10 protein-coding genes and 2 pseudogenes are annotated in these 12,944 nt (G+C 61.6%); 9 read left to right on the top strand and 3 right to left on the bottom strand.

Annotated elements, in window-relative coordinates; translation table 11 throughout:
• Together CHB90_RS24055 and CHB90_RS27500 are read left to right on the top strand one after the other, a co-directional pair.
• Window positions 1-685 (top strand): efflux RND transporter permease subunit (locus CHB90_RS24055; protein ID WP_170941179.1); only part of this gene is annotated, 685 nt, incomplete at its 5' end.
• A gap of 280 nt (window positions 686-965) precedes the next feature.
• A pseudogene (locus tag CHB90_RS27500) lies at window positions 966-1,049 on the top strand (YcbK family protein); the annotation flags it as partial.
• Window positions 1,050-1,260: 211 nt separating this feature from the next.
• On the opposite strand, the gene CHB90_RS24065 reads toward CHB90_RS27500, so the two are convergent.
• Window positions 1,261-1,977, bottom strand: coding sequence for a response regulator transcription factor (locus tag CHB90_RS24065; protein ID WP_089280282.1), 717 nt, complete (start codon window positions 1,975-1,977; stop codon window positions 1,261-1,263).
• Window positions 1,974-3,152 (bottom strand): sensor histidine kinase, encoded by a 1,179-nt coding sequence (locus CHB90_RS24070; protein ID WP_089280283.1) that lies wholly within the window; start codon window positions 3,150-3,152, stop codon window positions 1,974-1,976. The genes CHB90_RS24065 and CHB90_RS24070 overlap by 4 nt, the downstream gene beginning before the upstream one ends.
• Before the next feature lie 214 nt (window positions 3,153-3,366).
• Between CHB90_RS24070 and CHB90_RS24075 the strand changes: the two genes are divergently transcribed.
• The 6 genes and pseudogenes from CHB90_RS24075 to CHB90_RS24100 all read left to right on the top strand — a co-directional run bounded on the left by CHB90_RS24075 (window position 3,367) and on the right by CHB90_RS24100 (window position 10,766).
• Window positions 3,367-4,392: an ABC transporter substrate-binding protein gene (locus CHB90_RS24075; protein WP_089280284.1), complete on the top strand. Its 1,026-nt coding sequence runs from the start codon at window positions 3,367-3,369 to the stop codon at window positions 4,390-4,392.
• A 70-nt stretch (window positions 4,393-4,462) separates the two neighbouring features.
• Entirely contained in the window at window positions 4,463-5,887 is a 1,425-nt protein-coding gene (locus CHB90_RS24080) for a sugar ABC transporter ATP-binding protein (protein WP_089280285.1), read from the top strand.
• Entirely contained in the window at window positions 5,884-6,813 is a 930-nt protein-coding gene (locus CHB90_RS24085; protein WP_089280286.1) for an ABC transporter permease, read from the top strand. Before CHB90_RS24080 ends, CHB90_RS24085 begins: the two co-directional genes overlap by 4 nt.
• On the top strand, window positions 6,810-7,745 hold the full coding sequence (locus tag CHB90_RS24090; RefSeq protein WP_089280287.1) for an ABC transporter permease: 936 nt from the start codon (window positions 6,810-6,812) through the stop codon (window positions 7,743-7,745). The genes CHB90_RS24085 and CHB90_RS24090 overlap by 4 nt, the downstream gene beginning before the upstream one ends.
• Window positions 7,742-8,668, top strand: a complete 927-nt coding sequence (locus tag CHB90_RS24095) for an SMP-30/gluconolactonase/LRE family protein (protein WP_089280288.1) — start codon at window positions 7,742-7,744, stop codon at window positions 8,666-8,668. Before CHB90_RS24090 ends, CHB90_RS24095 begins: the two co-directional genes overlap by 4 nt.
• Window positions 8,669-9,200: 532 nt before the next feature.
• A pseudogene (locus CHB90_RS24100) lies at window positions 9,201-10,766 on the top strand (IS1182 family transposase).
• A 163-nt stretch (window positions 10,767-10,929) separates the two neighbouring features.
• On the opposite strand, the gene CHB90_RS24105 reads toward CHB90_RS24100, so the two are convergent.
• Complete coding sequence (locus CHB90_RS24105) at window positions 10,930-11,865, bottom strand: LysR family transcriptional regulator (RefSeq protein WP_089280292.1); 936 nt, start codon at window positions 11,863-11,865, stop codon at window positions 10,930-10,932.
• 94 nt (window positions 11,866-11,959) lie between these two features.
• Here CHB90_RS24105 and CHB90_RS24110 point away from each other — a divergent pair, with 94 nt between their 5' ends.
• Window positions 11,960-12,427 carry a cupin domain-containing protein gene (locus tag CHB90_RS24110; protein ID WP_089280290.1) on the top strand — a complete coding sequence of 156 codons (468 nt, stop codon included), beginning with the start codon at window positions 11,960-11,962 and terminating at the stop codon, window positions 12,425-12,427.
• Window positions 12,428-12,944: the final 517 nt, after the last annotated feature.

Here is a 12,944-nt window from a genome sequence, read left to right on the forward strand (position 1 = left end):
CCGTCATGGAGTGCCTCAAGATGTCCATTATCGATCATGGACATTATCGACAGCAGAGGCTCACCGTCAGAGCGGTCACAACGGACGGATACGGCTGATCGGCATGTCGGGGATCATTATCAACGACGCCATCGTGCTCGTTTCGACGATCCAGGACCATGCCCGCCGCCAAAGCATCGCTGCCTCCGCTGTCGCGGGTGCCCGTGACCGGCTACGCCCGATCCTGCTGACGACACTGACAACGGTGCTGGGCCTAGCTCCGCTGATGTATGAGAGCAGCCGTCAGGCGCTGTTTCTCAAGCCAACCGTGGTGACGCTGGTCTATGGCCTGTCAGTTGGTTTTTTTGCCGTGCTGCTTCTGGTGCCCGCGTTGCTGATGATTCAGTCTGACCTTTCGCGTGGCGTGGGCACTTTGCGGAAAGTGCTTGTTGGCCGAAGGTTCAATCATCGCTTTCGCAGCGCTGTTGCCGGGATAGTCGTAGCTGTTCTTGCGCTCAACACTGCGATCCTTGGGCCATGGGTGGTTACCGGGAATGCCGTCGTTCCTCTGGAGCTTTGGGGCGCAAAATGGGTGACGTTTTCGGCGGGCGCAGCCTCGCTCGTGTGGGCAGTGACGCTGACACTTCTGCTCATAGCGCTTTTCGCCGCAACTTCCGGTATCCTTATACAACGGTCACGTCAGTAGGCCTCAAGAGCCTCAATCTTCATTTTCCGGACGCTCGCAACGGGGAATAAAACGTGGCCAGATCCGCTGAAGGGTTATCCTTTTTGCAGGTGCCATCTCTCACCACTACGGGCTCGGGTGATGTCGTGGATGCCCCTCCCGACGGCATCGCAATGTGCCATTGTGGTGAGTGTTAAAGCCATCACAAAAGGAAGGAGCATCCATGTCCGAAGTTACTCTCTTCGGTATCGACTTGGCAAAGCGCGTTTTCCAGTTGCAGGGTACGCGCAGTGACGGATCAGTCGCGTTTCTCGGCTTCGGCTTCTATCCACGCTCGGGCTTCATGTACATCAATCTCGGCCCCGCGCGGCTTTGGGGCGAGCGGTCTTGTCAGATTGAACCGGTTTGCTAGGCTTGCTGCGGCCCGATTATTCTTCTGACGCGCCATCCGCACGGCATTTCCCTTACAGAACATATTGTTGTGCCGTCTGATAGCGGATGGAGCGGGGAGGGGTGGCTCGAGCTGATTGCTCTGACAGTACCCGGGCCGGGATTGTTTGGCGCCCCTGATGGATCGGCGTCTCTATCAAGCCGTATCAACGACGTCCGGCCAACCAAGTTTTAAGATCCCTTTGCGCGGCTTCGAGTGTCTCGATGTTGATGGTGCGCGTTGCCAGAGCGCGGTTCAGCGCTCGCACGCGCTTGTTCAATGTCAGGTGCTCATCGAGATCCGAAGATACACCCAGCTTGTCATAAAGCGATAAAAGGCGATTCTGGACTGTCCGGAGCGACATGCCGCGCCGTTCCGCGATCGACTTGTCCTGCAGCCCCAGCGCCAGATCGATCAAGACGTCGAACTCGCTGTCGTCGAGCCGGGAGCGCGGCGCGGTGCCGCGTTTCTGAAGACGGTGGATTTCGCGGTCCACTATAATCTGTGCTTCGACCAGCACGGCGCGCAGCGCCAGCTTGAGACGGTCGCGCGACGCCGTCTTGAGGACATAGCCATAGGCGCTCTCCTCGGGCACGACCTGGGCGATCCCGCGCAGATAGGCGTCGTCGGCGTAGTTGGACCAGAACAGGATGCGGCTCTGCGGACGTTCGGCCCAGATCGTGCGCGCCGCCTCGATGCCGTTGCGGTGTTTCATCTGCAGGTCCATCACGATGGCCTCGATTTCCCCCAGCCGGGCCTCTTCTTCACCGGCCGCTCCATCGGCGGCATGAAAGATCTCGGTCACCTCGGGCAGGGCCTCGGCCAAGGCTTCCTGAAGATAGGTCGCGTGAAATTGGTCGTCTTCGACGATGAGCACCTTCATGACCGATCACCCAGCATGACCCGAAGCGCGCAGCCGTTGTCGTTCAGGACATCAAGCTCGGCCGAGATCAGCCGCGCCCGCGTCCGCATGTGGGCAAGGCCGGAATTCCGCCGCACCTCCGCCGGAATGCCGCAGCCGTCGTCGCGCACTGTCATGGCCAGCCCGGACCGGGCCATAGGCGTTATCCTTACCTCGATGCGGCGGGCTCCGGAATGGCGCGCGGCGTTGTTAATGGCTTCCTGCGCGATGCGGAAGAGGGCGGTCCGCACGGTCGGGTTCAGCCGGTCCGGCGCGCCATCCGTCTCGTCTATCACCTCGACCGAGACGGGCGCGGAGCCGACCGCGCGTTCGAGATGCACTTGCACTGCATGCAGGAACCCGAAAAGCTCCAGCAGGCTGGGGACAGCTGTGTCGATGATCCGACGCAGATCCCCGATCGTTTCCGAGATCCGGCTCGCCAGATGATCCCGACCGGGCAACGTGTCTCCGGTGACTTCCCGCAACAGCCTGGTCAGATCGGCAAGGGTCTGGTCGTGCAGGTCCATCCCGATGCGCTGGCGTTCCCGTTCAAGCGTCTGCGTCAGGTCAAGTGCACCGCGGCGCAGACCCTCTTCCCGCGCCTTGGCTTCCTGCCCGACCTGCGCCGCCCGTTGCGCCAGTTCCGCGGTGTGCAAGGCGTGGAAATAGGGCGACAGGACATCGGCCACATGCTGGGCGCGCTGCACCGTCTCGCCGTTATAGATGCCGGGCGTGGAATGCGAAATGTTCAGCGTCCCAATGGGCTGGCCCATGACCTTCATCAGGACATGCACGCGCGAGCGCAGCGCGTGGTTGAAGATAGGTTCCGAGCATGACCCCTCGAAGGTCTGGCGCGGATCCTGCATGGCATCCTCGCACAGCATGAAATCGCAATGCCCGTTGATCAGGTCCCGGATCGGCGAGACATCGACCCGCGTGCGCGCCCGCGACCACCGCGTCTGGATGCCGACCTCGTAACTCGACAGCCAGCCCGGACGATCATTCAGGCACAGGTCAGCGTGCGTAAAGGGAATGACCTCCGCGATCACGTTGGCCACCGCCTCGAGCGCCGAGGCAATATCCGTCCGCTCTGCCAGATGCGCCGAAATGCGCAGAAAGACGTCCCCCTTTTCTGGCGCCTGCAGGGCGTTGGTCATCGTTTCCTCCGGTCGCGCGATGCACGTCCCCGCAAGCGTTACAGGCAAATCCGGAGAAGGGAACACCGTGAACCGCAAAACATTTGCGGGAACCCGCAACGGCTTTGCTGGAGGACACCTTTACAGGTGTCGTTTCGGACCGCATCATCACGCCATCCGTGCCCTTTCAGGCCGGAATACAGCGCAGGACCACTGTGCGACAGGGAGGAGAAACATGACACTTTCGAAGATGCTGCTGAGTGCGGCAGGCCTCGCGCTTGCTGCGGGACTGGCTCAGGCCGAGTCCCATATGTCCGAAACCGCCGACAAGCGCATCGCGCTGTCCAACAACTATGCCGGCAATTCCTGGCGGCAAGCGATGCTGCAGACATGGCAGGAAATCGGCGCGCAGGCAGTTACAGATGGCATTGTCGCCGCCGCGGACGCCTATACCACCTCCGAGAACCAGCCCACCGAGCAGGCCGCGCAAATCCAGAACCTGATTCTGCAGGGCTATGACGCCATCGTGCTGAATGCCGCGTCGCCCACCGCCTTGAACGGGGCCGTCAAGGAAGCCTGCGATGCCGGCGTGATCGTCGTCAGCTTTGACGGGATCGTGACCGAGCCTTGCGCCTGGCGGATCGCGGTGGATTTCGCGGCGATGGGCCGGGAAGAAGTGGACTACCTCGCGTCGCGCCTGCCCGATGGTGGCAACCTGCTTGAAATTCGCGGCCTCGCCGGGGTGTTTGTTGATGACGAGATCAGCAAAGGCATCCACGACGGTGTCGAGGTACACGATCAGTTCAAGATCGTCGGGTCGGTTCACGGCGACTGGGCCCAGGATGTCTCGCAAAAGGCTGTTGCGGGGATCCTGCCGTCTCTGCCCGATGTGGTCGGCGTCGTGACGCAGGGTGGCGATGGCTACGGGGCGGCGCAGGCCTTCAAGGCCGCTGGCCGCGACACGCCGCTGATCGTTCTGGGCAACCGTCAGGACGAGCTGCAATGGTGGGCCGATCAACGCGACGCCACCGGATACGAGACCTTGTCGCTGTCAATCGCGCCGGGCGTGGCGTCGCTGGCGCTCTGGGTCGCACAGCAGATTCTTGCCGGCGAAGAGGTGCCAAAGGATCTGACAGTTCCCTTCCTGAAGATCACGCAGGATAATCTTGACGATGCCCTGGCCACCACACCCGAGGGGTCTGTCGCCAACGTGACCTACTCGCTGGAAGTCGCCCAGCAGGTCATCTCCGACGCCAAGTGATCCTGTGATCCTCACTGGCGGGGCGCCCAAACGGCGGCCCGCCGAACCTCATCCCATCAATGGAGCGCTCATGAACGATCATGAGAGAGCCCCCCTCGTGTCGTTGACGGACGCGGCCCGGTATTTCGGGCCCGTTCGCGCGCTCGACGGGGTGACCCTGTCCGTCGCCCAGGGCGATTGCGTCGGCCTGGTCGGCCACAACGGCGCCGGCAAGTCGACGCTGGTAAACCTGGTAAACGGCGGTCTGGCACCGTCGTCCGGTACAGTTGGGTTCGCCACGGGCGGTAGCGCGCTGGAGGCGGGCGTGCGGTCGGTCTTTCAGGAACTGTCGCTCTGCCCCAACCTGACGGTGGCCGAGAACCTTCGCATCTCTCACAGCGCGCTGAAGGGGCCGAACTGGCGCCGGCCTGCGCGGGCAGAAATCGGCCAGAGCCTCGATACGATCTTTCCCGGCCACGGCATCGACCCGAACGCAGAGGTCGATACGCTGTCCATCGCCGAACGGCAGATGGTCGAAATTGCCATCGGTTTCGCCCCGCGCGGCAGCGAGACGCGGCTGGTCATATTGGACGAGCCAACCTCGTCGCTGGACGCCGGCATCGCAAATCAGTTGCTGGCCCATGTCAGTCGCTTTTGCGCCTCGGGCGGTGCAGTGATCTTTATCTCGCACATGCTGGGCGAGGTGTTCCAGGTCGCCACCCGCATTGTTGTTCTGAAAGACGGCAAGGTCGTGGCCGAGCGTCCGGTCGAAGACTTTACCCGTCAGGGTCTGGTGGATGCCATGGGCCACGTCACAGCCGACACGGCGGACGCGACCGGGACAGGGCGTGATTTCGGGACGGAGGTCGTGCGCACCGACCAGGGCCTGACCGCCCGCAAAGGCGAGATCGTGGGCCTGTCGGGCCTGGCCGGTCACGGGCAGGCGGCGGCGCTGGCGCGGCTTTACCTGTCGCGCTCGTCAGCGTGGCGGGCGGGTAAAGCGCCCGAGGTGGTGTTTGTCGCCGGCGACCGGCAACGCGACGGGGTTTTGCCGCTCTGGTCGATCCTGCGCAACATCTCGGTCTCGATCCTGCCGCAGGGTTCGCGGCGGGGACTGGTGGACCGTGAGGGCGAGGCCCGGGTGGCGCAGGACTGGAAGACCCGCATCGGCATCCGGACCGACGACGTCGCAAACCCGATCCTGTCGCTGTCGGGCGGCAACCAGCAGAAAGTTCTCTTTGCCCGTGCATTGGCTTCATCGGCACCGGTAGTCATCATGGATGACCCGATGCGCGGCGTGGACGTGGGCACCAAGCAGGACGTCTATGCCATGATCCGCGCCGAGGCCGCCCGCGGGCGCACCTTCCTGTGGTACTCGACCGAAACCGAAGAGGTCTGCCAGTGCGACAGAGTCTTCGTCTTCCGCAACCACGAGATCAGCGCCGAACTGACCGGCAGCGCGATCACCGAGGAAAAGATCCTCGAAGCCTCTTTCGAGATGCAGGAGGCGTCATGACTTTCCTTGCCCGCCACCGGATCATTCTTCCGGTGGTCTCGCTTGCCGTATTGCTGGCCGCGACATTCTACATGCAACCGCGTGCGATGAGCTATTTCGGATTGAACCTGCTGTTCAACCTCGCGGTGCCGATCGCGCTGGCAACCATCGCGCAGATGATGATCATCATGGTCAACGACATCGACCTGTCTCTGGGCGCCTTCGTCAGCCTTGCGGCCTGTGTCACGGCGACCTTCCTGAACGACGCGCCGATGCTGGGGCTGCTGATCCTGCTGGCCCTGATCCTGTCCTACGCTTTGCTGGGGGCGGTGATCCATGCGCTGGAGCTGCCCGCCATCGTGGTGACGCTGGGCATGTCCTTTGTCTGGGGCGGGATCGCGCTGTTCATCCTGCCTTCGCCCGGCGGCGCCGCGCCCGGCTGGCTGCGCACGCTGATGACGGTCAAGCCGCCGTTTGCGCCGATGGCCGTCGTCGCCGCGGTGATCATCGCCGCCGTCACCCATCTGCTGATCATGCGCTCCGGCATCGGGACGGTGCTGCGCGGCGTGGGCGGCAACGCGCGCTCGGTCGCGCGGGCGGGCTGGTCGGTGATCCGGCTCAAGGCGCTGGCCTACGGGCTGGCGGGCCTCTTTGGCGTGCTTGCGGGCATGGCGCTGGTGGGTCTTGCCACCTCGGCTGACGCCAACATCGCGCTGCGCTACACGCTTTTGTCCATCGCGGGCGTGATCCTGGGGGGCGGCGAATTCACCGGCGGCAAGGTCAGCCCGACCGGCGCGGTGATCGGTGCCTTCACCTTGACGTTGGCGGCGAGCTTTCTGTCCTTCATGCGCCTCTCGCCGGACTGGCAGATCGGCGCACAAGGCGCGATCCTGATTCTCGTGCTGACCGCCCGGCTGATCTTTCGCCAGAAGGGGAGTGAGGCATGAGCGTTCTGAGCAGGCCCTGGCTCTGGTCCTGGCTGGCGGCGGCGGCGGCGTTCTCGCTGACCCTCGGCCTCACCTCGGGGCGCGGCGCCGGAGAGTTGGGGTACGCCGCACTGTCCTTCGGCGCCTTCGCAGCCATCGTCGGGCTGGGGCAGATGCTGGTGATCACCCTGGGACCCGGCAACGTCGACCTGTCGATACCCGCGACCATGACCCTGGCCGCCACCCTGGCGCTGAAGGCGATGGGCAGCGATCCCGGCACAGCCTTTCTCGGCCTCGTCATCGCGCTGGCGGTAGGTTTCGGCACGGGGGTGGCAAATTACGCGCTGATCTTTCTGTTGCGTCTGCCGCCGATCATCGCGACGCTGGCGGCCTCGCTGATCTACCAATCACTGGCGATCTGGTCGAACCGTGGCCTGCGGATCAAGCCGCCCGCCGGGTTGGCCGATTTCGCCACCGGACGCTTCCTGGGCCTGCCCAACGTGGCCTGGGTTGGGCTGGCGCTGGCCATCGTCGTCTGGTTCGTGTTGGAACGTTCTGTCTGGGGGCGGTGGCTGCTGGCCACGGGGCAAAACCTGCGCGTGGCGCGGCTGGCGGGTGTGCCGGTCGAACTGGTGCGCGCGTCCACCTACATCTCCGTCGCCGTGTTCGCGTCGCTGGCGGGCTACCTGCTGGCCAGTTTTTCAGGCGGGGCGGCGCTGAACATGGGGCAGGAGTACCTGCTGATGTCCATTGCCGTCGTCGTGATCGGCGGCAGTTCCATCGCCGGGGGCAATTCCAACGTGCCGGGCGTCTGGGGTGCCGCTTTGTTCATGTTCCTCGTGGTCTCGATGCTGAACAGCTACGGGGCAGGGGCGGGCGTGCGCAACGTGCTGACCGGGACCATCATCATCGCCATCGTCATCGCCGCCAGTTCAAGGAGGGCCCGGACATGATTACACTGCCGCCGCACCTGGAAATCCATGATGACCGGTTCGCCGCGCTGGTCCATCCCATGTCGCAGCTGGAGGTGATCGCAGATGGATTCACCTGGACCGAAGGGCCGGTCTGGTTCGGGGATCACGACTGCCTGCTGTTCTCGGATATCCCTAGCCAGAGGATCATGCGTTGGTCCGAGCAAGACGGCGTGTCAGTTTTCCGCGCCGGGTCCGGGTTCAACAACGGCAACACGCGTGACCGCCAGGGGCGGTTGGTGGGCTGCCGTCATGGCATGCGCGACGTGGTCCGGACCGAGATCGACGGGTCATTGACCGTTCTCGCCGATAGATTTGACGGCAAACGGCTCAATTCGCCCAATGATGTTGTCGTCAGCTCCGATGGAGCCCTCTGGTTCACGGATCCGACCTACGGCATAATCTCGAATTTCGAGGGGTTTCGCAGTGATCCCGAACAATCCAACCGCAACGTATTCCGCCTGTCGTCCGGCGGCGAGCTGAGCGCCGTCGTCACCGATTTCATCCAACCGAACGGCCTGTGCTTTTCGCCAGATGAAAAGACGCTCTATATCGCCGAAAGCGGATCGAGCCACGACGACTCTGTGCCTTCCGTCATTCGCCGTTTTGCCGTCGAAGGCGGCGACCTGCGCGACACCGGCATCTTTGCCGAGATCGACGACGGCCTGCCGGACGGGATACGCTGCGATGTCATGGGCAACCTGTGGTCGTCGGCAGCAGACGGTGTACACTGTTTCGACAGCGAGGGCACTCGGCTGGGCAAGATTCTGGTTCCTCAGGTCGTTTCGAATCTTTGTTTCGGAGGGCGCGACGGGCACAGGATGTTCATTACCGCCACCACATCCGTCTATCGCGTCTTCGTGGACATGCGCGGTGCCGAGCCTTGGACACTCGGGAAGCGATAGCAGATCCCGGTCCCTTTTTGGGGGGCAGGTTGCACTCCAGCGAGGATGGGTCCTTTTCGGCTCGGGAATGAGCCAGTATTCGAGTTTTTGATGTAACGGACCGGCCAGCGTTCTCAATTCCTTACAAGGTAGAGAAGGTTCGACGCGTGCCCCATTCCCTCCGCTATTTGCCCTCGCAAGAGCGTTCTCCTGATCCGGCACCGGCCGGTTTTTTTGTAGTATTCGAGGGTTCTGAGGGAGGAGCTGAGCATTGGCCTCTGCTCCAAGGGGCTTGGAAGCGGTCTCTCAGGGCCGACTTTCTCCGGACCTCATGACTGCGAGGAAAAGGTGAATAGCTTGCAAGGTATTGTAAGAATAAGTCTCCGAAACACAGGCCTGAACACTTCGACAGCCACGCGCCTGAAGCCGGGCAGATCGTTCAGCGCAGAGGCGGCCGTTCTTCGACACGAAGAGCGTATTTCGTTGAAAAACTCGCCCTTGATCGAAGTCCCCTCGGCTGATTCAATTCCCGCAGTGGGTGGGAGGATCGGCGATGATGGGACCGCGACAGGAGGCGCAACCGGCGCTGTTCTACGAGTTTTTGCTGGAGGATCATGTCGCGCAGAACCACCTGCTGCGCTCCATCGACCGGTTCGTCGATCTCACCGGTATCCGCGCCTACCTTGCCGATTTCTACAGCCACACCGGGCGTCCATCGGTCGATCCCGAGCTGCTGATCCGGATGCTGTTGGTGGGCTATTGCTTCGGCATCCGGTCGGAGCGGCGGCTCTGCGAGGAGGTGCATCTGAACCTGGCGTATCGCTGGTTTTGCCGCCTCGATCTGAGTGATCGCGTCCCGGACCATTCTACGTTCTCGAAGAACCGACACGGCCGTTTCCGCGACAGCGAGTTGCTGCGCCACCTGTTTGAGACAACCGTCGCGCGCTGTATTGAAGAAGGCTTGGTCAGCGGGCAGCGCATGGCCATTGATGCGAGCCTTATTGAGGCGGACGCCAACAAGCAGAACTCGGCGCCGAAGGAGGAATGGGACGCGAAGCAGATCGATCCGGCCGACGCGCCCCGCGCCGTTCGCGAGTATCTGGACACCCTGGACAAGGCTGCGTTTGGTGCGGCCAGCGAGGTGCAGCCCAAGTTCACGTCCCATTCCGACCCGACGAGCCAATGGACTGCTGCCCGCAAGGGACCGGCATTCTTCAGCTATTCCGACAATTACCTGATCGACACGGACCACGGCGTGATCGTCGATGTCGAGGCGACGAGATTGATCCGGCAGGCAGAGGTCGGCTCGACGAAGACCATGCTCAAGCGCGTGAAGGCAAGGTTCGACCTCCATCCCAAGCGCCTGATCGCGGATACCGCCTACGGCACTGCGCCTATGCTGGGCTGGCTGGTCGAGTGCAAGATTGCCCCGCATATTCCAGTCTTCGACAAGTCCGAACGAACCGATGGCACGTGGAGCCGAGCGGACTTCGAGTGGGACGCCGAGAACGACCAATACATCTGCCCCGAGGGCCAAACTCTGAAGCAGTTCCGCCGGAACTATTCCGACCCGAACCGGGAGCCGACCGGACAGGGCAGAGCGAAATACCGTGCCCTGAAACTGACCTGCCAGGCCTGCCCGTCCAAGGCAAAATGCTGCCCGAACGCAGATGCCAGATCCATTACTCGTGAAGAACATGAAGATGCCGAACGTGCCCTGCGTCCCATCGGCATAGGGCGGAAGAAATGGTTATTTGCAGGGGCAGACACAGGTGCCGAAACCTTGGCCCGCGCTATGACCATCATCGAAACCGCCAAGCTGAACGGCCTAGACCCACAAGCCTACCTCGCTGACATTCTCAACCGCATCCATGATCACATGATTAACCGGCTGGATGAATTGCTGCCTTGGAATTGGCTGCCGACTTCCGCATCGGAAAATCAGGCCGCATAAGCTGCGGTATCAACGGAGCGCTTACAACGGATCCTTGGCCTGAACCGGCTTCGATTACGTGGCCCATGCGGCGCAAAGGACGAATTCCTCCTCGCAGCAACCGCCCAGAACCTCCGCAAACTGGCCAAGATCCTTCCCGCACCGCAGCAACCGAGAAAAGCCTGACAGGACAGGCGCTCGCACCACGTTTAGCCGTCGATATTCTGCGTCAGCGAACGAGTGTTTTTCCACGGAATCGGCGGAAAGCGTGCATTCGCCGCTGCTGCAAACTAAAATGGGCAATCCGCAGCGACGGTCTCGTTCGAGCCCTCCGCTGTCACAGCGTCCTTCAAGCATTCAAGGGTTGCAACAGCTCAATTATCCGGCTTCTCAACCATAGGTGTGGCGGACTCTGAGAAAACCGTCGGTGCCAAATCAGAGCCAAGCGGGCCGGATCCACAGGGATCGGAGGCTCAAACACATTGAGATTTGCTGATTTGGCAATGCGATGTGCCAACGCGGATGGAAGCAAGGCAATGAGGTCCGAACCGGCGACGGCGCGGTATACTCCAGAGAAAACTGGCAGGGTCATTGCCACACTACGTGTACGCCCGATCCGCGCAAGGGCCTCATCCCCAAGGCCTTTGGGATTGCCTTCAGTCGAAAACAGGACATGCCCCAGGTCGCAGAAGAGGTCGAGCGGCATGACATCGCCTGGCGCAAGCGCAAGCTCGGTTGTCCTTGGATGAGCCTTCCTGGCAATGACAGAGAAGGATGAGCTGAAGACCGGCTGGCCTTCTGCCCAATCGGGCAAAGGCGTTTCAGGGAGCAGGGCAAAATCCACGTCGTGGCTTGCCAGGGTGCCAACACGGTCGTCTGGGACAAGGTCAACGAGGTGAACACGCAGTGAAGGAGCATGTGCTGTTAAATACTCGGCCAATGCCGGCAAGAGCATTTCAGCAAAGAAGTCGCTGCCCGAAATCCGGAAACTGTGTTCTGCGGTCGCAGGGTTGAACGCATCTTGTGCGCGGATCAGCGCTTCGATACGGCGCAGAATCTCTTGAAGCGGTTCTTTGAGTGAGAGGGCGAACTCGGTCGCTTCGAGCGTCTGTCCGCTACGAAAGAACAATTCGTCGCCGAGAGACAGTCGAAGCCTTTTCAGCGCTCCGGATACGGCTGGCTGGGACAGGCCCAAACGCGCACCGGCCCTAACGGTGGAATGCTCAATCAGCAGCGCATCGAGCACACGCAGAAGGTTCAGATCGAAACTGGATAAATTCGCCATATCAATTGGTATCATATAATCTATCGATTTAACAGATTAACCTGGCGCGAGTAGCCTGCGATCAGTTCCAACGATCAGCCCAGAGAGGATCAACATGCTGAATCGCCCACGTACCTATAACGTTCTGAACATTCTCATGAAGTTCCATGCTTTTCCGTCCGAGACGATGGATAAGTTCTGCTTTGTCGAATGCCTTGTCCCGGTTGGAGCCGGTGCGCCGCCGAACCACCACGCAGGCGAGACGGAGTCGTTCTATGTCATGGATGGGCAGATTGGGTTCATGATCGATGGCAAGGAAATCATGGCTGGTCCAGGCGATCATGTCGCAATTCCCGATGGGGCCGTTCACGCGTTCCAAGCTGTCGGAGACAAGCCGGCCCGCCTCTTGATCATCAACGCGCCCGGACACATGCACGACAGGTTTTTCACTCAAATCGGACAACCCCTTCCCGAGGGCCAAACCGAACTGCCGGAACCCAGCGAGCCGGATATTCCGTCAGTGTTATCCATCGCGGAGAAAGTTGGCATGACATTTGTGGCTCCGGCCGAAGCACCAGCTTGACGCGACCCGCAAAGCGCAAGCACAACAGGTGCGGGACGCAAACAGCGCCCGCTCCTGTACTACCCAGACAAGAGAAAATCGGCTTTGTCCGCATTGCCTCCGCTCGACTCACTGAGGTGGTCCCCGAAAACTGGACACTGACGTAAGCTCCGACTTTCTGTCTGTTGATCTTCACCACGAAGGAGATCGAAGATGTCGAAACGAAAGCAGCATGCCCCTGAATTTAAGGCGAAGGTGACGCTGGAGGCGCTGAAAGGCGAGGCCACCGTGTCGGAGCTGGCGAGCCGGTTCGGCGTGCATCTAGGACCGGCAGGTGTTTGCATGCAAACACCGAGAGGCGACGATGATCAATCAGTGGAAACGCGCACTGCTGGACGGGGGGTCTGGTGTCTTTGAGCGCGGCAGCCGCAAGGCGCCTGTCATCGACGAGGATCAGGTTCGGGATCTGCATGCCAAGATCGGAGAGCTGGCGGTGGCCAACTCTTTTTTGGAAAGAAAGCTCAAGCCCTGGGGCGGG

Source organism: Antarctobacter heliothermus, assembly GCF_900188425.1.
GTDB classification, from domain to species: domain Bacteria; phylum Pseudomonadota; class Alphaproteobacteria; order Rhodobacterales; family Rhodobacteraceae; genus Antarctobacter; species Antarctobacter heliothermus.

Coding starts and splice junctions, on each gene's coding strand:
- CHB90_RS24065 (WP_089280282.1), bottom strand. CDS start 1,977: ATGAAGGTGCTCATCGTCGAAGACGACCAATTTCACGCGACCTATCTT.
- CHB90_RS24070 (WP_089280283.1), bottom strand. CDS start 3,152: ATGACCAACGCCCTGCAGGCGCCAGAAAAGGGGGACGTCTTTCTGCGC.
- CHB90_RS24075 (WP_089280284.1), top strand. CDS start 3,367: ATGACACTTTCGAAGATGCTGCTGAGTGCGGCAGGCCTCGCGCTTGCT.
- CHB90_RS24080 (WP_089280285.1), top strand. CDS start 4,463: ATGAACGATCATGAGAGAGCCCCCCTCGTGTCGTTGACGGACGCGGCC.
- CHB90_RS24085 (WP_089280286.1), top strand. CDS start 5,884: ATGACTTTCCTTGCCCGCCACCGGATCATTCTTCCGGTGGTCTCGCTT.
- CHB90_RS24090 (WP_089280287.1), top strand. CDS start 6,810: ATGAGCGTTCTGAGCAGGCCCTGGCTCTGGTCCTGGCTGGCGGCGGCG.
- CHB90_RS24095 (WP_089280288.1), top strand. CDS start 7,742: ATGATTACACTGCCGCCGCACCTGGAAATCCATGATGACCGGTTCGCC.
- CHB90_RS24105 (WP_089280292.1), bottom strand. CDS start 11,865: ATGGCGAATTTATCCAGTTTCGATCTGAACCTTCTGCGTGTGCTCGAT.
- CHB90_RS24110 (WP_089280290.1), top strand. CDS start 11,960: ATGCTGAATCGCCCACGTACCTATAACGTTCTGAACATTCTCATGAAG.